Origin of the sequence: Pseudarthrobacter sp. B4EP4b, assembly GCF_006680095.1 — a bacterium.
Taxonomy (GTDB): Bacteria; Actinomycetota; Actinomycetes; order Actinomycetales; family Micrococcaceae; genus Arthrobacter.
Map to the genome: position 1 here is coordinate 22714 of NZ_VHIJ01000016.1, position 24121 is coordinate 46834.

The window sequence follows — 24121 nt, forward strand, 5'->3', positions numbered from 1 at the left end:
GGGCGTTACGCCGGGCTGGTCCTTCCATTGGAGCGCCTTCCCAGGCCCTGGTCAATGGCCGCACCGGCAGCGGCACTACTGCGCGATGGGGAGTCTTCCCGGCCGCGCCACAAGCCACGTACGGTGGGAGCCATGCGACTGAAAATGTGCAGCATCCACGTCCAGGATCCCGCGGCCGCCCACACCTTCTATACGGAGACCCTTGGCTTCGAGACACTGATGGCCATGCCGGAGTACAACCTCTTCATCATCAAGGATCCCGGCGCGGACCAGGGCTCGGTGGGCCTGCTGCTGGAACCCAGCGACAACCCCATCGGCGCCACCTACATGAATGCCGTGCACGACGCCGGCCTGCCCGCCATCGTCTTCGGCGTCCCGGACGTGCGGGCGGAGTACGAGCGGCTGGTCAAGGCCGGTGTCACCTTCAAGAGTGAGCCTGCGGAGGACCCGTCCGGGATCAGTGCGGTGCTCGACGACGGCTGCGGGAACTACATCCAGCTGCACCAGGACTGACATCTCCGGACACAACAGAGGCTTGTTCGCAGATCCGTACCATCAAGGTTCTGATCCGCGAACAAGCCCGGTTTCGAAAGCGCTTAGGCGCGGGCGCGCTTGGCTTCCTTCTTGGCAGCTTCTTCCTTCACGCGCTGGGCCTCGGCCCGGACGGCAGCGTGCGTGGCGCGCTCGGTGACCAGCCACTGCGGGGGAGCCTGCAGCAGCGCGGTGATCTCCGCCGTCGTCAATGCTTCTTCAACGCCGCCGCGTGCCAGGCCGCTGATGGAGACGTTCAGCTTCTGCGCCACCACCGGGCGGGGGTGCGGGCCGTTGCGGCGCAATTCGGCGAGCCACTCCGGCGGGTTGGCCTGGAGTTCGGCGAACTCCTCGCGGGTGATGGTGGATTCCTGGAACTCCTGCGGTGTTGCGGGCAGGTAGATGCCAAGTTTCTTGGCAACGGTGGCCGGCTTCATGGACTGGGAGTTTGCAGAGGTCATGCTTCAAGGGTATCCGGGCGGACGGTACTGTGAAGACGTGCCCACCGACAACACCCCCCAGCCAGACGCCGCTCCGACGGGCCCTGCCGATCCCGCCGTCGAGAACGCTCCCCGCGTCCTCCGCATCGCCTATGTGGCCGGAGTGACGCCGGGCAAGTGGATCCGCCGCTGGGAGGAGCGGGTGCAGCACGTTCCGCTGGAGGCGTTTATGTCCGACGACGGCGCGCAGGTCAAGGTGCTGCGTGACGGCTCCGCGGACCTCAGCTTCGTCCGCCTCCCGGTGGAGCGCGAGGGCCTCAGTGTGATTCCGTTGTATGAGGAGCAGCCCGTGGTGGTGGCGCCGAAGGGTCACGAGATTTCGGTGTTCGAGGAAGTGGCGCTCGCCGACATGGAACAGGAGAGCTTCCTGGACGTCGCAGCCCTTGGCGGCCCGGAGGCCGCTTTGCAGGTGGTGGCTACGGGGGCGGGACTGGCGATCCTGCCCATGTCCGTGGCCCGGCACTTTAACGTCAAGGACACGGTTGCCAGGCGGCTGACCGGCGCGCCCACTACGGAGATTGCCGTTGCCTGGCCCACCGATTCCACGGATGAAGTGATCGAGGAATTCATCGGGATTGTGCGCGGCCGGACCGCCCAAAGCTCCCGGCAGCCGTCCGCCCAGCCCGTGCAGGTGAAGAAGGAGCCCAAGCCGGACCGGCGGGGCACCGGAACCAAGAAGGCGCCGAAGGTTGCGCAGCGCTACGCGCCTAACCCGGACAAGGGCCGCGGCAAGGGCTCGCGGAAAAAGGGCAAGCGCTAGCGGAGGTCCCGCCAAAGAGCCGTAGACGCCGGAAGGCCGGCCCCTTGCGGAGCCGGCCTTCCTGAACCTGAAACGGGCCTACGTTGGATGGACCCTACGTGTTCTGGACGTGGTCTTTGGCGTCGGTGGCGCGGTCTTTGACGTCGGTGACGGCGCCTTGGCCTTCGGCTTTGACGTTCTGGACGCCCTCGGTGGCGGTGGTTTTGACGTTTTCCATCGCTTCCTGGGCTGGTTCCTTGAGGTCCTGGACCATGTCCTTGGCGGCGTCGGTGACCTGGGTGGCCAGGGGTTCGGCGGCGGATTTGAGTTGCTGGGCCGCTTCGCGTTCTTTCTGGCTTGGCGGGATCAGGGACGAGACCAGCATCCCGGCGCCGAAGGCGATCAGGCCTGCGGCCAGGGGGTTGCCCTGGGTTTTGGTTTTGACCTGGTCCGGTGCGTGCGAGATCGCGGTGCCGGCGTCGCTGAGTTTGGCGGCGGCGGTGTCCTTGGCCCCGTGCAGGGTGTCGCCGGTGCTGTGCAGGGCATCGGTGGTGTGCCCGGTGCCGGAGTGGACCCGGTCCTGGACCGTGGATGTTGCTGAGTCTGCTGCTCCCATGATTCGCTCCTTGACTCCGGTGACGGCGTCTTTGACCTTGTCGGTCTGGCGGTGGACGATGTTGGACGGGGTGACTTTGTCCGCGACCGCGTCCACGTTGGTGCCGAGGCGGGCGCGGGTGGCTTCTATGTCTGAACGGATTGCGTCCGGGTTATCGCTCATCGGTTTACCTCACCTGGTTTTAGGGTTGGGGGAATTTCGGAGAGTGTTTCGCCTGTCTGGGGCAGGCCCTTGATCTGCTTGAGTTCCTTGCGCCCGATCGAGGCCAGGACCGCGGCGATGATGCCCCAGATCACGGCGACGATCACGGCGGCCCAGCCCAGCGGCATCAGGGCGCCCAGGGCGAACATCAGGGCCAGGGACAGGAAGATCAGGACGAAGTGGCCGGCCACGCCGGCCCCGCCGAGCATCCCGGCGCCCTTCCCGGCCTTCGTGGCGGACTGCTTGGCCTCGGCCTTCGCGAGTTCCACTTCCTGCCGCATCAGCGTGGACAGGTCCCTGGTCACCTCACCGAGCAACTCACCCAACGACGCGTTATCCGCTTTCTGATGCGCCTCACTCGGCGGCATCTCCGGAATCTGGCTACTCATAGCTGGCGTCCTTCCGTTGACCGGTAGGTGCCGTCGGCAGCGTGGTAGCTGCCGTCCTCGTCACGGTAGGGGTCATCCTCGAACCGGAGCGGGGTGTCCTCCGTGCTTCCCGTGGGAAGGGTGGAGGTGGAGACTGGCGCTCCCGTACCCACTACCGGCTCAGCAAAGAGGTCATCAGTTCCTGCCGCGTACACCGTCTCCTGGTGGATCGGAGCCACCGGGGCGGACTGCACCGGCCGCTGGGCCGGGCTGGAGTGCACGGCACCCTGGGAATCCGTTGCCCCTGCGGCGAGGCCGCGGGTGAGCCGGCCTGCCAGGACCCCGGCCCCTGCTGCCAGCAGGAGGAAGGTGCCGGGCCGGTTCCGGGCGAACCTCTGGACCTCGCCGAGGAGGTCGCCGGGCTGCTTGTTTTCAAGCCAGGACGCCACCGATTCACTGCGCTGGGCTGCCTGGCGGATGAGGTCGCTGGCCACACCCTGCTGGTCGGGGGCGCTTGCCATGCTGTGAAGCTGGCTGGAAATGGTCCGGATGCCTTCGGCGGCCTTCTGCTGCTGCGTTCCGGCTTGGCTGGTCAATCCGGACTTTGCCTGGGCCAGCAGATCCTGGGCGTTGCTCTTCGCCTCTGCGGCGACGTTGGCAGCTTCATCCTTGGCAGTGTGGGCTACGCCCTGGGCTGCAGTGGCGGCGTGGCCGGCCACATTCGAAGCCTCTTCCTTTGCCGCGTCCTTCTTGGAGGTGCCGCCGGTGCCCGGAGTGCCTGGGGTGGCATAAGTGTCTTCAACACCCACTTCGGAAGCACCGTACGGGTCCGAGATAGCGGGGTTGGGAGTCTGGGGCCATTGGTTCTCTGTCATCATGCTCTCTTTCGCAAAGGGTCAGCTGGCGATCAAGAACCAGCAATGCTGGCAATAAGTAGTAAGCAGGGTTACTAGTTAGATACTAAGCACACTTCCCATTTGGATTGCAAGGGGGTGTGTTGGGAGCTTCCCTTTTGAACGGCCCTGCGGCAGGGCGGATAGTAAGCGTACTTGCGAACAGGATGCTAAGCATGCTTATTGTAGGTAGGTAGCGACGCATGAAGGGGTAACTACACCTGCACTTCGCCACCTACAGGAAGGCCGCGGCCGATGACGAGCAACCTCGATCCGGATGCACGGAACAGCTACCGCCTTATTACGCTGGCGGCACGCCTGGTCCAGCGGCGTCAGGATGATGCTCTGGCGCCCCTTGGCCTGACCCGTGCAGCTGTTATAGCCCTGGAAGGGCTGGCAGCCGGACCCCTCAACCAGGAACAACTTGCCGAGGTGGTCCGGGTGCAGAGCCAGACCCTGGGCAGGGTGCTCACCCGGCTTGAAGGCTCAGGGCACATCACCCGGACCCGCCAGTCCACAGACCGCCGGCAGTTTAGGGTCGAACTCACCGATCTCGGCCGGGCGGCCCTCGAGGCAGCCCGGCAGGCGGAAATCGACGCCTATCCGGATGATCCGGAGATCTCCTGGAAGGTTCTGCAGGACGAGCTCACCAAGTTCATCCGTGCGGTGCCGCCCGGCAGGGACCCGGAGGTGGTTCCTTTTGTTGCGCCCGAACACCACCGCACTCCGCGCCGGTTTCCGGGTGCGCGCAGCCATGGTTTTCGTGGACTGGACCATCCGCAGCAATGAGCGCGGGAAGAATGAGCACGGGAAGATAGCGCAAAAGAGGGGCAGGGCCGGCAGCCCTGCCCCTCTCCCTGCGCTCTTGCTACTTGTTGTTCTCCTGCGTTCCGGTTCCGGTCGCGTCGTTGTCCTCCAGCAGCCCCCGCTGGGCCAGGTCGGCGGCTTCGGAAGCTTCGGCCGGCAGTGGATCCGTTGCCGGAGGAACGTCGCTTGGTGCGTAGTCGGCAAGGCCCGCAGCAACACGCTCCTGCTCGGCCGCAGCCTCATACGCGTCGTCGTCCACGTCCTCCGGCATTTTGCCGTGGCCCGTCCGCGTGGGATTCGGCAACGCGTCCTCTTCGGGGATGATCACGCCGCCAGGGGCAAGGTCCTCGTTGTCATTTCCATGTGCCATAGCTGCCTTCCTTCCTGTCAGTTCGCTTGCTGCTGGTGATGGCTTACGACGACGGCACGTCGGGTCCCGTGGACCAGCGCAGCAGGGCTGCCACACCGGCATCCTCCGGCAGGACCGGGCCGGGGACCAGCAGCACCTGCGCATCTGTCAGCGCGGCCGCCCGAAGCAGGGCTGCGGGAGCGGGGACCTTGCCCAGTACGCCGGCCCCCAGGGATTCCTCCTCCGCTAAGGCAATCCAGGGCTCGGCATCAAGTGCCAGCAGGGTCCGCTCCGAAAGTGCGGCGTCGTCAAAGATGAGCGCCTCCACTTGGGCCTGCTGCAGGGCGTGCACCACAGCCCCGATCCCGGTGGCGGACTCAGGATTGGCCTGGCCTTCCTGCATGGCCAGGCGGTCCATGATCTCCTGCTGTTCGGCGGCCCACTGTTCCGCGACGCGCTGGTTGACCTGGTCTTCGAGGAGGCCCTCATCCGCACCCGCTGTGTGCGTGTGGGAATCGATGGTGGACACCAATGCCTGGCTGGCCTTGGAGAGTTGCTCTTGTACCAGCCTCCGCGCGTGGATATCGCCGGCAAGGATCACCAGCCGTGCGCCGCTGCTGCCCACCACCCGGTCAATTTCCCCGGCCACCTGGTCCGCGTTGCGGCGCCAGACGTCCTCGGTGTGGTGCTGGAAGCGGAGATGGGCCCAGCCCCCGCCCTGGAACTTCTTGATGTGCTGGGTATCGCCTTGGACTTCCTCGGTGCTCGCCGGTGCCCCGGCTCCCGCGTAATGCAGCCGGATCTCGCCATGTTCGCGGCTGACTTCGGCAACAACGAAGGGGAATTCCTCCGGCCGGTGCTTGACCAGCGGCAGGAGGTCCGGGATGGAATCCACCGACATCCGCTCCGGCAGCACGAGCGCGCCGGGCAGTACCTCGTTGATCTCCACGTTTCCCTGGTGCACCAGGACGAACCTGGACACGGGGGAGGGGATGCCTGCTTCGGGCTGCAGGGCCTGCTCCACGGCATCAAGGTCCGCAGCAGAAGCACCCTGCGCTTCCAGGGCGGCGCGGACATTGCCGGGCCGGACATCGCTTGCTTCCAGGCTGTCCACGGTGCCCGTTCCCGCGTCCACGTAAGCGGTGCACCAGGGGCCGGGGAGCCGGTACCGGTCCGCGTGCTCCTTCAGGCTCCGGGTCACTGTTCCTCCTCCGCGTCGCTGATGGAATCGGGGGAAGCGACGGGATTCAGGGCCTCCTGGACTTCAGCAGGATCCGTATCGTCGGGGAAAGGTTCGGTCTCGCGCCACTCCTCCGCGTGGGGAGGCTGGTTTGCATGGACCGCGCCCTGGGTTTCGTGCTTCAGCTCCTCATCGAGGATGGGGCCGTGTTTGGTGTTGCCGCGTTCAGCCATGACGATCTCCTTCGCTCGTGAATTTAGTATCACAGGCTTACTAGTTCGTCATTTCACGGTAGCACCAGGAGGCGGCGGCCAAAAGGGGGAATTCAGGAGGTCCCTGCCGGCTCAATCCCCTGGGGGCACTCAGGCTGCGCAGGCATCCTTCAGGGCCTGGACGGACTCGGACGGCACCTGGTCTCCGGCCTCCGCAATCTGGCCCAACGGCGTCGTAATTTCAGCGGGTACACCGGCCGTGCGGGCGGCCGATACCAGCCCGCCGAGGGCCCGCTTGTCCTCCACGCTGACCAGGCCGTCCTGGACAACGGCGCAAATCTGCCGGTTCACTTCCTCCGCCGCAGCCGTGGCCACCTTCGACGCGGCGTCGCTTGCAGCATTCCCCGCGGCTTCCTCGACGGCGCCGCAGCCGGTGAGCAGCAGCATCAGGGGGACAGCGGACAGGGCGGCAAGGCGGCGGTTCATGGTTCCACCCTAACAACCGGCTAATAAACCGCCGGTGCCCGGGTTCGGGGCCGTTACCGGCCGCTCGCCGCGGGGACGCCGAGGAGGTGGTCCAGCAGTCCGTTGCGGAACTTGCCCTCGGGATCGTGCGAAGAGGCCAATGAGCGGAATCCGGCGAAGCGGGGGTACAGCGACTCCCAGTCGTGCCCGGCCGGGGAGAACAACTTGCCCCAGTGCGGCCGGGCGCCGAAGGGCCGGAGCGCGTCCTCGAGTTCGGGAAGGAGAGCTTCCACCTCGGGCTGCAGCGGCTTCCAGGTGAAATGCAGGGCCACGCTCTGCTGCTGGTAGAAGGGGCTCAGCCAGAACTCGTCTGCAGCACCTGTGCGGATTTCCGAGACAAAAAGCAGCGGCGCCAGCTTGTCCGCCAGGCCGCGGACCGCCTGAAGCGCCTCCGGCGCGTTCTCCAGCGGCAGGATGAACTCGCTCTGCAGCTCCTCGCCCTTGCTGGGCGTGAACTCGTGCCGGAAATGCGGCAGCCGGTCCAGCCAGTGTCCCGGCTCATCAAGCTGGATGGTGCAGTTTTCCGCGGACATGTCCGGCAGCGGGTGGCGGGGGAACGTGGCGGCGGTGGCACCGAACAGGTCAGCCAGCGGCGGCTCCTGGTCCAGGGCCTTGAGCCAGACCTGGCTGATGGTTTCGCCGGCGTAGTCCGTGAACAGGCTGACGCTGTACGCGCTGGACATGATGTCTTTGAAGTCCGTCAGCGCCCGGTCCCATGGCAGGTTTTCCAGGACGCGCTGGCGCATCCGGAAGCTGGGCCGGACCGTCAGCTCCAGGCCCGTCACGATGCCCAAGGCTCCCAGGCCCACCACGCTGGCCAGGAACTCGTCCCCGTCCGCGCGGGTCAGCGTAACGCATTCACCCGAGGGGCGGACCAGGTCGATCGACTCCACTGCCCCGGCGAGCGAGGGGTTGTTCACACCGGAGCCGTGGGTTCCGGTCTGGACGGCTCCGGCCACCGAAATGTGGGGGAGTGACGCCAGGTTGTGGATGGCCATGCCGGATTGCTCCAGCGTGCGGCACAGGGCTCCGTAACTGACTCCGCCGCTGACCTTGACGGTGCTGCGCTCCCGGTCAAGGAGCACCTCCTGCGGCAGGGCATCAAGCAGAACATGCACGCCGTCGGTGTCTCCCACCCGGTTGAAGGAGTGCCGGGATCCCAGCGCCTTGATCCGGCCCGCGCGCTTCACAATCCGGGCCAGTTCCGCTACCGATTCCGGCCGTTCAACATGCGCGGAGGAGTATTCGAGGTTGCCTGCCCAGTTCTTCAAAAGTCAGCTTTCCGGTGGGGGACGAGAATTCGCTTTCTCAACTGTCAGCGCTAACAAACGGCGGTGTCAAGGCGCTTCCACGGAGTGCACGCTTTCCCACGGGGAGTGCATTTCCACCCCGGCATCCGGGTACGGGCATCCTGAACAGCCGCACACCTGAAATTCATTTGGCCGGCGCCGTTCGGCGCGCGCGCGAATCGTGGCAGAGTGGGATGCAGTCGAGTTGAGGGAGGAACTCAGTGTCTGATCTGGGAGAAGCGACCACCAGCGTGTCTGGGGCCGATGCAGTAGAACAGGCCGGCGAAACCGGCAACACGACTGGGCCGGAGGCTGCAGCGGTGACAGAACCGGCAGAATCCATCGAGGAGACAGAGTCCTCGGAGGTGCCGGAAGCTCCGGAAATTACTTTCGACGAAAAGTTCTACCCGGCCCGGCCCAAGGCACTGCGCCCCGTGGCCCGACGTCGGCAGTATTTTGCCAACGCCCCGTCCCTGGAACTGGACGGCCTGAACAAAACCTACGTGGAGTGGCTGCGGAACCAGGCCATGCTCGGCGACGCCAACGTCCTGGCGAGGCAGCTCTCCGGGCAGGCCAGCATGTGGCAGCACTCCTACGCGCACCCCAACCCGCGCGCCGCCGTCGAACGCGCCTCCGTCTGGTTCACCGCCTATCCGCTGTCCTACATGACCACCCCGGGGCAGTCGTTCCTGGGGGCGCTGGGCGACCCGGAGCTGTGGAAAACGTTCCGGGAAATCGGCATCAGGGCCATCCACACGGGACCCGTCAAGAAGGCCGGCGGGCTGCAGGGGTGGCGGGAAACGCCAAGCGTGGACGGCCACTTTGACCGCATCAGCATGGCCATCGATCCGCTGTTCGGCGAAGAAGACGAGTTCCGCCGGATGTGCGAGGTGGCCGGCGAACACGACGGCACCATCATTGACGACATCGTCCCCGGACACACCGGCAAGGGTGCGGACTTCCGCCTCGCCGAGATGAACTACCGCGACTACCCCGGCATCTATCACATGATCGATATCCCGGAATCGGACTGGCATCTGCTGCCGGACGTCCCGCCGGGCGAAGACTCGGTCAACATCAGCCCCGACGCGGAGCTGGCGCTGCAGCAGGCCGGGTACATCATTGGCAGGCTTCAGCGGGTTATCTTCTACGAACCCGGCGTGAAGGAAACCAACTGGAGTGCCACCCGGGCCATCGTGGACACCACCGGCCAGAAGCGCCGCTGGGTGTACCTGCACTACTTCAAGGCCGGCCAGCCCTCCATCAACTGGCTGGATCCCACGTTCTCCGGCATGCGCCTGGTGGTGGGCGACGCCCTGCACTCGCTGCTCGACCTGGGCACCGGTGCCCTGCGGCTCGACGCCAACGGCTTCCTGGGGGTGGAAAAGAGCGCCGAGGAACAGCCCGGCTGGTCCGAGGGGCACCCGCTCTCCGAGGCAGCCAACCAGCTGATCGGCAGCATGGTCCGCAAGGTGGGCGGCTTCACGTTCCAGGAACTGAACCTCACGATTGACGACATCAAGGCCACGTCGGAAACCGGGCCGGACCTGTCCTACGACTTCATCACCCGCCCCGGCTACCACTACGCCCTGGTCACCCAGGACACCGAGTTCCTGCGCCTGACCCTGCGCCTGGCCATGGAGATCGGTGTGGATCAGGCGTCGCTGGTGCACGCGCTGCAGAACCACGATGAACTGACCTACGAACTGGTGCACTTTGCCACCCGGCACAAGGACGACGTTTTCGAGCTGGCCGGCACCGAAATGAACGGCGCGGAGCTGACGGAGCATGTCCAGGAAACGCTGCGGAATGCGCTGACGGGGGAGAACGGCCCCTACAACGCGGTGTTCACCACCAACGGCATCGCCTGCACCACGGTCAGCGTGATCACGGCGGCCCTGGGCATCAAGGATATTTCCGCGCTCACCGCCGAGCAGATCGATACTGTGCGGGAAGCGCACCTGCTGCTGGTCATGTACAACGCACTGCAGCCCGGCGTGTTCGCCCTGTCTGGCTGGGACATGGTGGGCACCACCACCCTGGACAGGGCACAGGTCCAGGAGCTCACCTCCCAGGGCGATACCCGCTGGATCAACCGGGGGGCTCACGACCTGATGGGTACCAACGCCGAAGCGACCGTCTCGGCCTCGGGAATGCCGCGGGCCCGCAGCCTGTACGGGCCGTTGCCCGAGCAGCTCAAGGATGAAGGGTCCTTCGCGCGGCGGCTCCAGAAGATCCTCAAGGTCCGCGAGGAGTGGGGCATTGCCACCGGCGTGCTCCTGGACGTTCCGCAGGTTTCCCAGCGGGGTCTGCTGGTGATGGTGCACCGGCTCGCGTCCGGCCAGATCCAGGTGACGGTCCTGAACTTCTCCGGTGAAAGCATCACCGGCAGCGTCAACTCCAGCCACCTGGAGGCCGGCGCCGGGGTGCGGGACCTGTTCACGGACGAGACGGTGGGCCAGGTGGATGACCTGCACAGCTTCTTCATTGAGCTTGGTGCGTACCAGGGGACGGCGCTGCTGATTGAAGAGCCGGCTCCCGAGGAGGAAGAGGCGCCGGAGGGCCTGTAGTTCCGCCGGGGTCGCGGTCATGCCGCCTTGACCAGGGGGAGTTCGTCCCAGTGCGTGGTGTACCGGGGTGAGCGCATCCCGCGTTTCATGGTCCAGTCCGGTCCGCCGCGGATCCCGGCATGGCCCAGGCCAATGGATCCGCGGCCGTAGCGTTTGGTGATGTCCTCCAGCAGCGGGCCGATGTGGCGTTCCTCGTGCGGGTTCTCGAACAGTTCCAGTGGCTTCTGGTTGCCGCTGGGCCGCAGGTCCGTGACCATAATGCCCGCCCGGGCGTACCTGGTGCCTTCGACGATGGCGGGCAGCAGCGCATGGGCTGCCTTGGTGAGGATGACTGGGTCCGCCGTCGGCATGGGAAGCGGAACGCAGACGGACGGAAACGCCGCCTGCCGGGCGTTGAAGTGCGATGTCCCGGCGAAGGCGGTGAGGAGTTTCGCCTGCAGGTTGTGCTTGGCCAGCCGCCCGCTGGCCATCTGGGCGTAGACACTGAGGACCTGCCGCACGTCCTGGGCCGTGGTGATTGGGGTGGAGAAGGAGCGGGAGAAGATCAGTTGGTCACGCCCGATCCGCGCCTCTTCCATGGGGATGCACGGTGTGCCCTGCAGCTCCAGGACCGTGCGCATCATCACCACGGAGAAGCGTTCGCGGATCCTGACGGGGTCCGCGCGCTTGAGGTCCAGGATGGACTGGATCCCCATGGCGTTCAGGCGTTTGGTGATCCGTGTTGCCACGCCCCAGATTTCGATGACCGGAAGCCGGGCCATCAGGGCCTCCTGCTGATCGGGCGGCACTGAGTCCCAGCGGCAGACGCCGCCGAACGCCGGGTTGTGCTTGGCCCACTTGTTGGCGAGCTTGGCCAGCGTCTTGGTGCGGGCGATGCCGACGCAGACGGGCACTCCCACGTTCCGCGCCACGACAGCCTTGATGGTCCGGCCCAGCTCCAGCAGGTGTTCCGGGCTCCCTTTGACGCCGAGGAATGCTTCGTCAATGCTGTACACCTCCAGCCAGGCGGAGTACCGGCCCAGCAGTTCCATGACGCGGGCACTGATATCCCCGTACAGCTCATAGTTGCTGGATTTCGCGATAAGCCCCCACTCCCTGGCCCGCGGGGCGAGCTTGAACCAGGGGTCGCCGGTCTGGATGCCCAAGGCCTTCGCCTCCGGCGAGCGGGTGACAGCGCACCCGTCATTGTTGGACAGCACGATCAGCGGCTTTCCCTCCAGCGAAGGGTCAAAGGCGCGCTCGGCGCTGGCATAGAAGCAGTTCACATCCACATGGGCGATCTCGGGCATCTGCCGCATGATGGCCGGCTTCATGGCAACTTCTCACACATGATGCAGGCACCTGGTGGCCACACCCCAGATGGTCAGCTCGCTCAGCGCGGAGACCCTGATGTCCGGGTACTTCGGGTTTTCGGCCTGCAGCAGCACGCCCCCCGCCGTGATCCGCAGCCGCTTAATGGTCAGCTCTCCGTCCAGCACTGCGACTACCACCGAGCCGTCCCGGGGCTCGAGGGCCCGGTTGACGATCAGTTCGTCCCCGTCGCTGATCCCCGCGCGCTCCATGGAGTCCCCGGTCACCCGGACCACGAAGGTGCTGGTGATGTCCTTGATCAGGTGTGCATTCAGGTCTATCCGGCCATCGAAATAGTCCTGGGCGGGGGACGGATACCCTGCTGCCACCGGCACCGGGGACAGCCAGGCCAGGTGCAAAGAGAGTCCCGCATCTATCACACGGGGACCGATAATAACGCCCACAACACACCCTTATTCGAATATATGTTCGATACTTTGAGTGTACAGCCGCGGGCGGACAATGACGACGGCGGGTTACGCCGTCCGCTCCACGGACGCGAGGATGGCGCGCCCCAGTTCAGCGGGTTTGGTGAACTGGGGCCAGTGCCCGGTGGGGAGGTCCACGTATTCCACGTCGCGCATCCGGCCCAGCTCGGCCACAAAGGGGTGGCCGGCGTCGATCCACTCCTTCAGCATGGCGGACGGAAACTCGCAGGCGATGATGGTGGCCGGAACGTCGTAGCGGCGCTCGTCGTGAAGGTGCTGCTGCTCGTAGGCCACCCCCTTCGGCTGCGGGATGGCCCGGGCCCGGAAGGCCTCGCGGAGCCCGGTGCCGAGGTCCACCAGGTCCGCGTCCTTGAACTCCTCCCACGGCGGCAGCGGAACGTCGTCGCCGTCGGCTGCCAGCTCGTCGTTGATGACGCCCCCTTCGCCCAGGGGTCCGCTGTCCACATAGATGGCGCGCTCCACCCGGTTCGGCCGGGCATCCAGGGCGCCATGGATGATGGCGCCTCCACCCGAATGCCCAACGAGCACAACCCTGCCTTCCAGGGAGTCGATGGCGGCAACCACGGCGTCGATATGATCCCGCAGCCCGATCCCGGCCCGGTCGGCGTCAACCGACTCCAGGCCGGGAAGGGTGAGCGGATGCGTCCTATGGCCGGCGGCGTCCAGCGCGGGCGTCACCTCCGCCCAGGATGAGGCGTCCAACCAGAAACCGGGAACCAGGATGATGTCCATGACGGCACCCTACTAGCCGGGACGGACAAACTGAATGCGCGCTCAGCGCCGCTTCCGCGCCCGTCCATTGGTTCCGGAGCTTTCCCTCTTTTCCGCCGTCTCGCGCTCCGCCCACCGCTGGGACTTCCCGGCGGACACCACCTTCTGGTGCCACTCCCGTTGGTAAGCCCGCTGGGCGGCGGCATCGCTCCGTCGGGCCAGGGCGGCCAGTTCGCGCTGCAGTTTCAGGTAATTGTGCCAGCGTCGTTCCTCCAGCACACCGCCGGCAATGGCTTCCTGCACGGCGCAGCCGGGCTCGCCCTGGTGGGCGCAGTCCGAGAACCTGCACTCAGCTGCGAGCACCTCCACGTCGCCGAACATCTCACCAATGCCGTCCTCGGCGTCGAACAGTCCAAAGCCGCGCACGCCGGGGGTGTCCATCAGGACTGTTCCGTTGGGAAGCGGCACCAATTCACGCGACGTGGTGGTGTGCTTGCCCTTGAAGTCACCGGCCCGCACCTCCCCGGTGTCCTGGACGTCCCGCCCCACCAGGGCATTGATCAGCGTTGACTTGCCGGCGCCGGACGGGCCCAGCAGGACGATGGTGCCGCCCGCCGGAATGTGCGCCAGGAGTTCGTCGATGCCGTCACCGTTCTCCGCGGAGGTGGTGACCACGTCCACGCCCGCCGCCTGCAGGATGACTTTGCCGACGACGTCGTCCGCCACCGCGGCGAGGTCCGCCTTGGTGATGATCACCAGCGGAGTGGCCCCCGAGTCCCAGGCGGCAACAAGGGTGCGCTCCAGCCGGTTGTGCGTGAGGGGCCGGTCCACCGGCACCACCACGCCCACCATGTCCATGTTGGCGGCCAGGACCTGCGCGGCGGAGGAGTCCTCGAAGGCGCGCTTGCGGCTGAGTTCCGAGCGGCGGGGAAGGACGCCAAGGATCTGGCGCTCGCCGCCCCGGTTGGGGCCTATCCATACCCAGTCGCCGGTGACTGCGGTTTCACCGGTCAGGGGGTAGGGTAGGTGCAGGAGGTCTGCGCCCACTGCCACGAGCAGCAGGTTGCGGTCCACGCGGACCACCCGGCCGCGCTCGCTGGCATGTGCGAGGGGATGGTTGTCGAAATGTTGGGCGACGGCGGGGGTGTAGCCGTAGAGGAACGGGCTGTTGTTCACTGTGATACCTCGGGGTATGCCCCCTGCGCACCGGCCGCTGACGGCCTTGGCGTTCGGCGCTCCGCTGGTCAGGCGGCGAAGGTGCGGTGCAGGGGAAGGGTTTGGATGAAGGGTGCGGAGCGCTCGGGGCGAGCGACAGTGACAGTCATCAAAAACACCTCCCTCTCCAGCAGTAGGGACCGGTATCCAGTCCGGCTCTTACTGTAGCTGCGGCTGGCTGGATCCGCCACAGGGGTGGTTACCGCTGCAGCTCCAGCGCCCGCCGCTGCCGCGCCGAGATGCTCGAGACGAAGCCGCAGTTGGTGCACGTGATCCGGTAGGAGCGTGAGGTGGTGAACACCGGGATGAAGAACAGCGTGAACTTGGTGGCCCGTTCCTCCAGGTGATGGTGCACAAAGGATCCGCAGTTCCGGCACGTTGCGGGCTTGCCGGGCAGGGCTTTCAGTACTGTCTTGAAACCGAAGAGAAGGAGCACGGTTCTGCCTTTCGGGATGGTCCTGCGGGCTATTAGACAACTTTAGGCCCGGCGCGTGCGCCAGGGGTTGTCCTGACAGGTTCGCGGGCCGATGCCATACTTGGGGTCGGCACGCTTTTCCGCACTCGGGGGGACTTCGGATACATGGTTCTGGATACCGCGACCCTGAGAATCGCGTTTGGCCTGATGGCCCTGGTTCTGGTGTTCCTCTTCTACTTCTCCGCGTACCGGATCACGCGCTCGCCGTACAGCGGCTGGTGGTGCCTTGCCCTGATCTTCTTCCTCACCGGATCCGCATGCTTCCTGCTGGACGGTACCCCGCACCAGGTCTGGGCCAACCCGGCGGGAAACGTCCTGCTGGTCCACGGCGGCGTGGCGGTCTGGGCAGGCGCACGCTCGCTGCGCACGGTCCCGCCCATCAAATGGGCTTTCACCGGCATTCCGCTGGTCACGCTGGTTGCCTCCGTCCTGGACAATCCCGCCACCAACACCTGGTCCGGCGGCCCCGTGTTCCTGGGCGCCATGTGCCTCACCATCGGGCTTGCGTCCCGCGAGCTGTGGCGCCTGGAGCCGGGATATTCGCGCGTCCGGATTCCCATGGCCGTGGCGGCAGGCGGCCTCGCGGTTTTCTATTTCCTGCGCTGGCTGGCTTTCCTGGTGGAGGGGCAGAACGGCCCGACTTTCGTTACGGTCTTCGGTTCCGCCGTTACCACCATGGTGACCATGGTGCTGCTGGTGGTGGTCTCCTTCAGCATGGCCGCGCTCAGCAGCGAACAGCAGACCAGGGCTCTGCGCGTGGTGGCCACCCGTGACGACCTCACCGGGCTCCTCAACCGGAAGGCCTTCCTGGACCTGGCGGCCGAGCAGTTGGCGGACCGCAGCACCACCCGCGGCTCCGGCACCCTGATCCTGGCCGACCTGGACCATTTCAAGTCCGTCAACGACACCTACGGCCATGCCGCCGGGGACCTGGCCCTGCAGTCCTTTGCCAACGCCTGCACCGACACCGTGCGGTCCACCGACCTGGTGGGGCGGTACGGGGGCGAAGAGTTTGTCCTGTTCCTTCCCGGAACCAATGCGGAGCGGGCCGAAAACATTGCCGAGGAGATCAGCCGGCGCCTGGCCGCGGCCCCGGCAGCGGACGGGATGGACATGCCCACCGCGAGTTACGGGATTTCCACGTACGACGCCGGCACCAGGGACGTGGAGGGCCTGATCGCCGCCGCGGATGCTGCCTTGTACATGGCCAAGTCACTGGGCAGGAACCGAACGGCCCGCAGCGACAGGATGCGCTAGTACTGCGGACCGGCGGCGATGCCTTGGAAGGCCGGAGTCAGGCCGGTTCCCCCGCGAGTTGTCCGAGTTTTGGTGCTGCCGCGGCCGCACGGACCGTACCTACCGACCCGCGCCGGACCAGCGTTGCCGTGAACTGTGCCGGTGCGGCCCGGGGGAGCCCTTCCATCTGCCGGATGAGGGCCTTCGCGGCGGCTGCCCCCATGTTGTACACCGGTTGGGCGATCACGGTCAGAGGCGGGCTGGTGAGCCGTGTCCACGGAAAGTCGTCATACATGAGGAACGAAACATCGGCCGGAATGGACAGTCCCAGCTCCTGGATCGCTTCCACGACGCTCAGGGCGATCAAACCATCGGACGCCACCACCGCAGTTGCCTGCTCCGGACCCCGGAGAACCTCCCGGGTGATGCTGCGGATGGAGTCGGCGTCGCCGGCATTCAACCGGACCAGATCCTCCGGGAAGGGCAGCCCGGCCGCCACGTATGCCTGCCGCATGCCCTCAAGGCGGTCCGCGATCTGCGACGAATCCAGTACCATGTCCGCCCGATAGGGAGCGTCGGTCCTCAGCGTTGAAATGAACGCGATCCTCCGGTGGCCGGCACCGAGCAGATATTGCGTGGCCTGCAGGGAAATCTTCGCCATGTCCACGGCAACCGTCTCAACGTCCAGGGTGCCGCCGCTGCGGTCAAGGAAGACCAGGGGGCGGCCGGATTGGTGGACCTGCCGGAGGTGTTCGGTGTCCACTGACGATGCCGGCGCGACGATCAGGCCATCCACCCGCTTGTCCAGCAGGACCCGCACCGCCTCCACTTCGGCTGCCCGGTCCTCATCGGTATTCACCAGGATGACGTTGTAGCCCGCCTTCTTCGCCGCATCCGTAATGCCCCGGGTAGCCAGGCCGAAGTGCGGGTTTTCAATGTCACCCACCACCACGCCAATAGTGTGCGATTTGCCCGTATTCATGCTGCGGGCGAGTTCGTTGGGGCGGTAGGAAAGAGCCTCCGCCGCGGCGAGGACCCGTTCCCGGACATCATCACTGACGGCTCCGTAATTTCCCAAAGCGCGTGCGGCCTGCGCTTTGGAGACCTGGGCCGCCTTGGCGACGTCGGCAACTGTTACGTCCCGCCGTCGTGCTCCTTCACCGTTCATCTTCACCTTTCGAAGGGCTGTTGACTGCCCTTGTGACTTCGGCTACATTTCTATCCATCGATGTGAGTCCGGTCTCAATCCTAAGCGGTGAGACCGGACTCAACAAGAACATCGGCGACTTTCTTCGGCGGCCCTGACAGCACCGCCTTCCCACCAACGATTGGACAACGCTGTGAAGAAAATGACATTCCGCCCGGTCGGCATTGCCGCGGCAGCACTGGCCGCCGTCCTGGCGCTCTCCGGCTGCGGCTCGACGTCGGCGGCCTCTACCACGGAAAACAATCCGTATGGACTCATCCAGCCGGGCACTATCAGGGTGGCGAGCCTGGGCGATTCAAAGCCGTACACCTTCGCTGACGGCTCGGGCAATTTCACCGGCTTCGACGTTGAGCTTTTCAAGGACGTGGCCCACCGCGCCGGCGTGGACAACGTGGTCTTCACCGGCCAGGACTTCTCCGGCCTCCTTGCAGCAGTCGCCAACGGGCAGTTCGACGCCGGCGTGGCCGCGATCGGCATCACGGACAAGCGCAAGGAAACGGTGGACTTCTCCGACGGTTACCTTGCCGGCTACCTGACGGTTATCACCACCAAGACGTCAGGCATCACCAGCGCTGACGGCCTGGCCGGGAAACGCCTCGGCGTAGTCCAGGGCACCCTCCAGGAGGCATTTGCGGTGAAGAACTTCACCTCGGCCAGCCTGGTGCGCTTCCCGGACAACAACACTGCTGTTGCAGCCCTGAACAGCGGAACGGTGGACGCCCACTTCCTGGATTACGAGGCTGCCAAGGCCTACCAGGAGCAGCACGGCCTGGTCAGCGCCGCGGACATCCCGTCCTTCGACGCGCCCGCCGGCTTCGCCGTCGCGAAGGGCAAGCCGGCATTCAAGGAGGCCCTGAACAAGGGCCTGGCCGCGGCTATGGAAGACGGCACCTGGAAAAAGCTCTACCAGAAGTGGTTCCCGGGCTCCCCGATGCCCGAACAGTACCTGCCCAAGGCTGAACAGGCCGCTTCGCCGACGCCGGGCAAGTAGGCCCGCAAGCGGGCCTCCATCCACCTGACCGGGCGGGCCGCCGCACGCGGCCTGTCCGGCACCTCCCCAACATCTACGTCTGAGAGCAACCATGGACTGGTTCAACACCATCATCCGTACCTTCTTCGACTTCGGCGCTATGGCCGAGGTCCTGCCCCAACTCCTGACGGTCGGCCTGCTGAACACGCTGATCATTTCCATTGCCGCCACCGTCCTTGGCACAGTGCTGGGCATGGTGGTGGCCGTCATGGGCATCTCACCGTCCAAATGGCTGCGGGTTCCGGCCAGGATCTACACAGACCTGTTCCGCGGCCTGCCCGCCATCCTCACCATCCTGCTGATCGGACAGGGCTTCGCCCGGCTCAGCCAGTCGGTCTTTGGGCCTTCGCCCTACCCGCTGGGCATCATCGCGCTGAGCCTGATCGCCAGCGCCTACATCGGCGAGATCTTCCGCGCCGGCATCCTCAGCGTGGACAAGGGCCAGGGAGAGGCCTGCCGCGCCCTGGGCATGAGCTACGCCAAGTCCATGGCACTGGTGGTGGTGCCCCAGGGCGTCCGCCGGGTGCTTCCGGCCCTGGTGAACCAGTTCATCGCCATCGTCAAGGACTCCTCCCTGGTGTACTTCCTGGGCCTGCTGGTCAGTGAACGCGAACTCTTCCGGGTGGGACAGGATGCCGCTGTCCTGTCCGGCAACCTTTCGCCCCTGGTGGCAGCCGGGATCTGCTACCTGGTGATCACTGTTCCACTGACCCACCTCGTGAACCACTTCGACAACAAGTTCCGGACAGGACGCCGCCGCCCCGCACCGCCCACCAGCGGCCTGAAGGAAGTCAAGGAACTCGACGCGGCATCGCCGCTCACCACCGGGAGCAACACATGAACATGCCATCCACCACCACTGCCGGACCCGGCGCCGCCGGCCCGGAGACCTTCCACGGATCCAGCCTGGAACTGCGCAACCTCACCATGGCCTACGGCGACATCGAGGTGCTGCGCAACGTCAGCCTCACCGTGGCCCCGGGCACCACCACCTGCATCATCGGGCCTTCCGGGTCCGGTAAATCCACCCTGCTGCGCGGCGTCAACCGGCTCCACGAACCCAAAAGCGGGAACGTGCTGCTGGCCGGGGAAAGCACCCTGGCCGCCAACCCGGACACGCTGCGGGCCCGTATCGGCATGGTGTTCCAGCACTTCAACCTCTTCCCGGACCACACCGCCGAAGAGAATGTTGCCCTTGCTCTCTGGAGCGTCAAAGGCATGCCGAAGGCCCAGGCCATGGAACGCGCCCGCCAGCGGCTTGCCGAGGTTGGGCTGGCCGAACGCGCCGACCACCGCCCCCGTGACCTCTCCGGCGGCCAGCAGCAACGCGTTGCCATCGCCCGTGCCCTGGCGATGGAACCCGAAGTGATGCTCTTCGACGAGGCCACCAGCGCCCTGGACCCCGAACTCGTCAAAGGCGTCCTGAACCTCATGGCCGGCCTGGGCCGGCGCGGCATGACCATGCTCGTTGTCACCCACGAGATGGGCTTCGCCCGCAAAGTGGCCGACCAGGTGGTTTTTATGGACGAAGGCGAAGTGGTGGAAGCCGGAACACCCGCCCAGCTCTTCGACAACCCCCGCAGCGAACGCCTGCAGCGCTTCCTTTCCGAGGTGCTCTGATGCGCACGGTTGCCAAGGCACCCATCAGGACCGCCGTCGTCGGCTTCGGAATCTCCGGCAAGGTCTTCCACGCGCCCCTCCTCGCGGCCAACCCGGACTTCTCGCTGGACGTCATCGTCACGGCGCAGACGGAACGCGCCGGGGAGGCGGCACGCCTCTACCCCCGGGCGCGGATTGTTGCCACCCCGGAGGAACTGTTCGCCCTGGCCGCGGACCTGGACCTGGTCATCCTGGGCACCCCGCCGCACACACATTTCGGGCTGGCCGCAACAGCTATCGCCCACGGCCTGAACGTGGTGGTGGACAAGCCTTTCGTGCCCACGTCCGCGCTTGGCGAGGAACTGATCAGCAGGGCGTCCGACGGCGGGGTGCAGCTGACGGTGTTCCAGAACCGCCGGTGGGATGCCGACTTCCTCACCTTGCAGAAAGTGCTGGCCTCCGGAGGCGTGGGCGAGGTCACCAGCTTTGAGTCGCGGTTCGAATGGTGGCGGCCCGAAGGCTTTGGCAACTGGCGGGACACGGTGTCCCTGGCGGAGGGCGGCGGCATCCTGCATGACCTCGGGGCCCACCTGATCGACCAGGCCATCCAGCTGTTCGGCCCGGTGGAAACGAGCTACGGCGAGACGGCCAACCGCGGTCCGCATTCGGACGCGGCTGACACGGAAGCCTTCGTGTCGTTGCTGCACGCCTCCGGCACCCGCACGCGGCTGTGGATGAACGGCATGGCCGCCCAGGCCGGGCCCCGCTTCCACGTCCTCGGCACCCGGGCGGGCTACACCAAGTGGGGCCTGGACGGACAGGAACCCGCGCTCGCCGCCGGGATGCCGCCGTCGGACCCTGCCTACGGCGTGGACCCCCAGGAGCATTGGGGGCTCCTGGGGGTGGACGGGGCAACCGCTCGCGTACCTGCCGAACGCGGCGCGTACCCGCAGTTCTATGTCCAGCTGGCCGCCGCCCTGCGCGGAAACGGGCCTCTTCCCGTCGATCCAGCCGAACCTCTTGAGGTCCTGAAGGTCATCGAAGGCATCCACGCCCTGGCCTGAAGTCCCGAACTCTTCCCAGCGACGCAGGTAAGCGTCTTCCGCACCCATAAATTCCACAGAAAGGGACACCATGTCCTCTGTTCCAGCCTCCCCGCGCACTGCCACCAAGCGCGTCGCCGTCATCGGCGGCGGCATCCTCGGCGTCTCCACGGCAGTCCACCTGCTCCGCGAAGGAGCCTCCGTGATCCTGTTGACTGAGCGCGGCCTCGCCAGCGAAGCCAGCGGGCGCTCACTTTCCTGGCTGAACTCCGCCGGCGAACGGTCCACCCCCTACCACCAGCTGCGCGTGGCCGGCGTGGACCGCTACCGCACGCTTTTCGCCGCGGACCCCAGCCGGGAATGGCTGCAGTTCGGCGGCGGCCTGATGTGGAACGCCGCGGGGCAGCGCGAAGCCACCGAGGCCAGGCACGCCTTCGAAAAATCCATCGGCTATGACTCCAAGCTGGTTGCTCCGGGCGAAATCTCGTCCGTTACCCCGGGAATCGATCCGGACGCCGTGCCGGAGAACGCCATCTTCAATCCCGGCGAAGGCTGGGTCAGCCTGCCGGACCTGATCGACTTCCTGATGGAGGAGTTCCACGCCAGGGGCGGGGAATTGGTCCTCAACGCCGGCAAGGCTTCCGTTATGGTGGAGGGCGGCCGCACCTCGGGCGTGGAAACCTCGTCGGGCGGGACGTACCCGGCCGACGCCGTACTGGTGGCCTGCGGCGCAGCGACGCCCGCCGTCGTCGGACCCCTGGGAGTGCACATCCCGAACGGCTCTCCAGTGTCCATGCTGGTGGTGACCAAGCAGGTGCAGCACAGCGTGGGAGCGGTGATGAACACCCCGCGCGCAGCCGTGCGGCCCAACCCGGGCGGCACCTTCGCGCTGGACCACGACTGGTATGAGGAACACATCACTGAGCACGCCGACGGTTCCTTCAGCATCCCGGACGGTGTAGTGCAGGAACTGGCCGACGAAGCTTCAAAGCTCATTGCCGGCAATCCCGAGCTCAAGCCTGCGTCCTGGAAGATGGGCTACAAGCCGATTCCCGGCGATGGCGAACCGGTCCTGGGCGAGCTGGGACAGGTACCCGGATGCTTCGTTGCCTTTACGCACTCCGGGGCCACACTGGGGCTTATTGCCGGCGAACTGCTGGCCGGCGAAATCCTGACCGGCAAAAAGCACCCCATGCTGGCCACCTTCCGGCCCGGGCGCTTCTCCTGAGGCTGTGCCGGCAAGGGGCGGGGCTGCACCTTGCGGCCCCGCCCCGGTGGCGGGCACAGGCGGCCGGTCAGGCCCCCAAGTGCCCCGTGAGGCGGCGGTGGAAGCCGGTGCTGCGCTCATCAAGCCCCTGGATGGCCACGGTGGCCCCGTGGGCGCTGTATTTCGTTTCGATGGAGTCGAGGGCGGCCACCGTTGAGGCGTCCCAGATTTGGGCACGGCTCAGGTCGATAGTGACCCGGGCGGGATCGTCGGCATAGGCGAACTGCTCCACGAGGTCATTGCTGCTTCCGAAGAACAGCGGCCCCACCACGTTGTAGTGGACGCTTCCGCTGTCTCCGGCCACGGTCCGTTCCACGCTGATGACGTGGGCCACCCGGCGGGCGAACAGGACCATCGCCAGGACGACGCCGACAAGGACGCCGTAAGCCAGGTTTCCGGTGAGGACCACAACGGCGACCGTGACCACCATGACCAGGGTCTCCGGGATGGGCATCCGCTTCAGCGTGGAGGGTTTGACGCTGTGCCAGTCCACCGTGGTGACAGCTACCACCATCATGACCGCTGCGAGGGCGACCATGGGGATCTGGCCCATGACGGAGCTGAGTCCAGTTACGAGCGCCAGCAGGAACAGCCCCGCCACGAAGGTCGAGATCCGGGTACGGGCCTGGCCGGTCTTTACGTTGAGCACGGTCTGGCCGATCATCGCGCACCCGGCAATGCCGCCGTAGAAGCCGGCAAGGATGTTCGAAACGCCCAAGGCCCACGACTCACGGCTTTTGTGCGAGGGCGTTTCGGTGATGTCATCGACGAGTTTCGCCGTGAGGAGGGTTTCCATGAGGCCGACGAACGCCACACTCAGCGCAGTGGGCAAGACCAGTTGGAAGGTCTCAAGGGTCAGCGGAACCTGGAATGGGGTGATGCCGGGCATCCGGCCGGTCAGCGGGCCCTCGTCCGAAACGTTTGGTACGGCGAGGCCGGCGACGATGACAATCGCAGTGACGACGACGATGGCCACCAGCGGCGACGGGACCACCTTGGTGAACCGCGGAAGGATGAAGATGATCGCGAACGTCAGGGCGAACAGGGCGTAGGCCGGCCAGGCGACGTTGAGTACGTGGGGCACCTGTGCCATGAAGATCAGCACACCCAGGGCGTTGACGAACCCGATCATCACCGATCGCGGGATGAACCGCATCAGGCGCGCAAGCCCGGCCAAGCCAAAGACCACCTGGATCACACCGCCCAGGAGCACAGCCGGCAAAACATACTGGACACCGTGCTCATGCACGAGCGGTGCGATCACGAGGGCGACAGAGCCCGCTGCGGCTGTAACCATCCCTGGACGCCCGCCAAGGATGGACATGGCCAGGGCCAGCACGATGGAGGCCACAAGACTCACCATGGGATCAACCCCGGCAACGATCGAGAATGAAATCACTTCCGGGACCAAGGCCAGGGTGGTGACCATCCCGGCAAGGACTTCGCGGGACAGTTGCCGCGGTGAGCGGAGGGCCGTGCGAACCGTGATCGGTTGCCGCAGAGGGCGGGGGCGGTCGGCGACAGCCAAGGAGCGGCTCCAGGGGCTTGGCTCTTATGGAAAAGAGCGGTTGGGGGGATCGCTGCACGCCACGTTGCGCGCGGTCCAGCCCCGTCATGGGAGGGAGCCGGAGTGCAAAGGGGTGCGCCGGTGACTTTTGGCTGCAGGTTCAAGATTACCCGGACGTGAGAGGGGGACGTCATCCGGGAGCAGGCGGAACCGTGGCTGATAAAATGGCCAGGTTGCAGGGCGGCCTTTTCG

General features: G+C 66.0%; 26 protein-coding genes. 10 read left to right on the forward strand and 16 right to left on the reverse strand.

Features of this window, described 5'->3' with window-relative positions:
• Nucleotides 1-132 precede the first annotated feature (132 nt).
• Nucleotides 133-513, forward strand: a complete 381-nt coding sequence (locus tag FNL14_RS05710) for a VOC family protein (protein ID WP_142058522.1) — start codon at nucleotides 133-135, stop codon at nucleotides 511-513.
• A gap of 83 nt (nucleotides 514-596) precedes the next feature.
• Here the strand turns inward: FNL14_RS05710 and FNL14_RS05715 are convergent, their stop codons facing one another.
• Nucleotides 597-992, reverse strand: coding sequence for a DUF5997 family protein (locus FNL14_RS05715; RefSeq protein ID WP_091424743.1), 396 nt, complete (start codon nucleotides 990-992; stop codon nucleotides 597-599).
• Here FNL14_RS05715 and FNL14_RS05720 point away from each other — a divergent pair.
• Nucleotides 955-1791 (forward strand): LysR family substrate-binding domain-containing protein, encoded by an 837-nt coding sequence (locus FNL14_RS05720; protein WP_255470718.1) that lies wholly within the window; start codon nucleotides 955-957, stop codon nucleotides 1789-1791. The genes FNL14_RS05715 and FNL14_RS05720 overlap by 38 nt on opposite strands.
• A 94-nt stretch (nucleotides 1792-1885) precedes the next feature.
• Here FNL14_RS05720 and FNL14_RS05725 read toward each other — a convergent pair whose 3' ends face one another.
• Genes FNL14_RS05725 through FNL14_RS05735 form a run of 3 tightly spaced genes read right to left on the reverse strand, consistent with a single transcriptional unit; the run spans nucleotide 1886 to nucleotide 3830 of the window.
• Nucleotides 1886-2548, reverse strand: coding sequence for a DUF3618 domain-containing protein (locus FNL14_RS05725; RefSeq protein ID WP_142058390.1), 663 nt, complete (start codon nucleotides 2546-2548; stop codon nucleotides 1886-1888).
• Nucleotides 2545-2976 (reverse strand): phage holin family protein, encoded by a 432-nt coding sequence (locus FNL14_RS05730; RefSeq protein ID WP_181762550.1) that lies wholly within the window; start codon nucleotides 2974-2976, stop codon nucleotides 2545-2547. The genes FNL14_RS05725 and FNL14_RS05730 overlap by 4 nt, the downstream gene beginning before the upstream one ends.
• Nucleotides 2973-3830 (reverse strand): hypothetical protein, encoded by an 858-nt coding sequence (locus FNL14_RS05735; RefSeq protein ID WP_142058392.1) that lies wholly within the window; start codon nucleotides 3828-3830, stop codon nucleotides 2973-2975. Before FNL14_RS05735 ends, FNL14_RS05730 begins: the two co-directional genes overlap by 4 nt.
• A 273-nt stretch (nucleotides 3831-4103) precedes the next feature.
• Between FNL14_RS05735 and FNL14_RS05740 the strand changes: the two genes are divergently transcribed.
• On the forward strand, nucleotides 4104-4637 hold the full coding sequence (locus FNL14_RS05740) for a MarR family winged helix-turn-helix transcriptional regulator (protein WP_091418955.1): 534 nt from the start codon (nucleotides 4104-4106) through the stop codon (nucleotides 4635-4637).
• Between the two features lie 79 nt (nucleotides 4638-4716).
• On the opposite strand, the gene FNL14_RS05745 is transcribed toward FNL14_RS05740, so the two are convergent.
• The 5 genes from FNL14_RS05745 to FNL14_RS05765 form a co-directional block, all read right to left on the reverse strand.
• Nucleotides 4717-5025: a hypothetical protein gene (locus FNL14_RS05745; RefSeq protein WP_142058394.1), complete on the reverse strand. Its 309-nt coding sequence runs from the start codon at nucleotides 5023-5025 to the stop codon at nucleotides 4717-4719.
• A gap of 43 nt (nucleotides 5026-5068) precedes the next feature.
• A complete protein-coding gene (locus FNL14_RS05750; protein ID WP_142058396.1) occupies nucleotides 5069-6205 on the reverse strand; it encodes a Vms1/Ankzf1 family peptidyl-tRNA hydrolase in 1137 nt (378 codons plus the stop codon).
• Nucleotides 6202-6417, reverse strand: a complete 216-nt coding sequence (locus FNL14_RS05755) for a hypothetical protein (protein WP_091418960.1) — start codon at nucleotides 6415-6417, stop codon at nucleotides 6202-6204. The genes FNL14_RS05750 and FNL14_RS05755 overlap by 4 nt, the downstream gene beginning before the upstream one ends.
• Before the next feature lie 129 nt (nucleotides 6418-6546).
• Nucleotides 6547-6882 (reverse strand): hypothetical protein, encoded by a 336-nt coding sequence (locus tag FNL14_RS05760; RefSeq protein ID WP_142058398.1) that lies wholly within the window; start codon nucleotides 6880-6882, stop codon nucleotides 6547-6549.
• 53 nt (nucleotides 6883-6935) lie between these two features.
• Nucleotides 6936-8192: a D-arabinono-1,4-lactone oxidase gene (locus tag FNL14_RS05765; RefSeq protein ID WP_142058400.1), complete on the reverse strand. Its 1257-nt coding sequence runs from the start codon at nucleotides 8190-8192 to the stop codon at nucleotides 6936-6938.
• 359 nt (nucleotides 8193-8551) lie between these two features.
• Between FNL14_RS05765 and treS the strand changes: the two genes are divergently transcribed.
• Entirely contained in the window at nucleotides 8552-10780 is a 2229-nt protein-coding gene (treS, locus tag FNL14_RS05770) for a maltose alpha-D-glucosyltransferase (protein WP_370455799.1), read from the forward strand.
• Between the two features lie 17 nt (nucleotides 10781-10797).
• On the opposite strand, the gene FNL14_RS05775 is transcribed toward treS, so the two are convergent.
• The 5 genes from FNL14_RS05775 to FNL14_RS05795 all read right to left on the reverse strand — a co-directional run bounded on the left by FNL14_RS05775 (nucleotide 10798) and on the right by FNL14_RS05795 (nucleotide 14941).
• Entirely contained in the window at nucleotides 10798-12078 is a 1281-nt protein-coding gene (locus FNL14_RS05775) for a Y-family DNA polymerase (RefSeq protein WP_181762552.1), read from the reverse strand.
• A gap of 24 nt (nucleotides 12079-12102) precedes the next feature.
• Nucleotides 12103-12534: a LexA family transcriptional regulator gene (locus FNL14_RS05780; RefSeq protein ID WP_142058402.1), complete on the reverse strand. Its 432-nt coding sequence runs from the start codon at nucleotides 12532-12534 to the stop codon at nucleotides 12103-12105.
• A gap of 72 nt (nucleotides 12535-12606) precedes the next feature.
• Nucleotides 12607-13311 (reverse strand): alpha/beta fold hydrolase, encoded by a 705-nt coding sequence (locus FNL14_RS05785; protein WP_142058404.1) that lies wholly within the window; start codon nucleotides 13309-13311, stop codon nucleotides 12607-12609.
• Between the two features lie 42 nt (nucleotides 13312-13353).
• On the reverse strand, nucleotides 13354-14466 hold the full coding sequence (gene rsgA, locus FNL14_RS05790; protein WP_255470719.1) for a ribosome small subunit-dependent GTPase A: 1113 nt from the start codon (nucleotides 14464-14466) through the stop codon (nucleotides 13354-13356).
• 238 nt (nucleotides 14467-14704) lie between these two features.
• Complete coding sequence (locus FNL14_RS05795; RefSeq protein WP_091418971.1) at nucleotides 14705-14941, reverse strand: zinc-ribbon domain-containing protein; 237 nt, start codon at nucleotides 14939-14941, stop codon at nucleotides 14705-14707.
• A 144-nt stretch (nucleotides 14942-15085) separates the two neighbouring features.
• Between FNL14_RS05795 and FNL14_RS05800 the strand changes: the two genes are divergently transcribed.
• The gene (locus FNL14_RS05800) at nucleotides 15086-16237 is read left to right on the forward strand and encodes a GGDEF domain-containing protein (RefSeq protein WP_142058408.1); all 1152 of its coding nucleotides are present in this window, start codon (nucleotides 15086-15088) and stop codon (nucleotides 16235-16237) included.
• 37 nt (nucleotides 16238-16274) lie between these two features.
• On the opposite strand, the gene FNL14_RS05805 is transcribed toward FNL14_RS05800, so the two are convergent.
• Nucleotides 16275-17384, reverse strand: a complete 1110-nt coding sequence (locus FNL14_RS05805; RefSeq protein WP_142058410.1) for a LacI family DNA-binding transcriptional regulator — start codon at nucleotides 17382-17384, stop codon at nucleotides 16275-16277.
• Nucleotides 17385-17565: 181 nt separating this feature from the next.
• On the opposite strand from FNL14_RS05805, the gene FNL14_RS05810 reads away from it, so the two are divergent.
• From FNL14_RS05810 to FNL14_RS05830, 5 genes are all read left to right on the forward strand, one after another.
• A complete protein-coding gene (locus FNL14_RS05810) occupies nucleotides 17566-18414 on the forward strand; it encodes an ABC transporter substrate-binding protein (RefSeq protein ID WP_370455800.1) in 849 nt (282 codons plus the stop codon).
• Nucleotides 18415-18505: 91 nt separating this feature from the next.
• Entirely contained in the window at nucleotides 18506-19294 is a 789-nt protein-coding gene (locus tag FNL14_RS05815) for an amino acid ABC transporter permease (protein ID WP_142058414.1), read from the forward strand.
• Nucleotides 19291-20073 (forward strand): amino acid ABC transporter ATP-binding protein, encoded by a 783-nt coding sequence (locus FNL14_RS05820; protein ID WP_142058416.1) that lies wholly within the window; start codon nucleotides 19291-19293, stop codon nucleotides 20071-20073. The genes FNL14_RS05815 and FNL14_RS05820 overlap by 4 nt, the downstream gene beginning before the upstream one ends.
• The gene (locus tag FNL14_RS05825; RefSeq protein WP_142058418.1) at nucleotides 20073-21116 is read left to right on the forward strand and encodes a Gfo/Idh/MocA family oxidoreductase; all 1044 of its coding nucleotides are present in this window, start codon (nucleotides 20073-20075) and stop codon (nucleotides 21114-21116) included. The genes FNL14_RS05820 and FNL14_RS05825 overlap by 1 nt, the downstream gene beginning before the upstream one ends.
• Nucleotides 21117-21186: 70 nt before the next feature.
• Entirely contained in the window at nucleotides 21187-22323 is a 1137-nt protein-coding gene (locus tag FNL14_RS05830; RefSeq protein WP_142058420.1) for an FAD-binding oxidoreductase, read from the forward strand.
• Between the two features lie 67 nt (nucleotides 22324-22390).
• Here the strand turns inward: FNL14_RS05830 and FNL14_RS05835 are convergent, their stop codons facing one another.
• On the reverse strand, nucleotides 22391-23890 hold the full coding sequence (locus FNL14_RS05835) for a SulP family inorganic anion transporter (protein WP_142058422.1): 1500 nt from the start codon (nucleotides 23888-23890) through the stop codon (nucleotides 22391-22393).
• Nucleotides 23891-24121 lie beyond the last annotated feature (231 nt).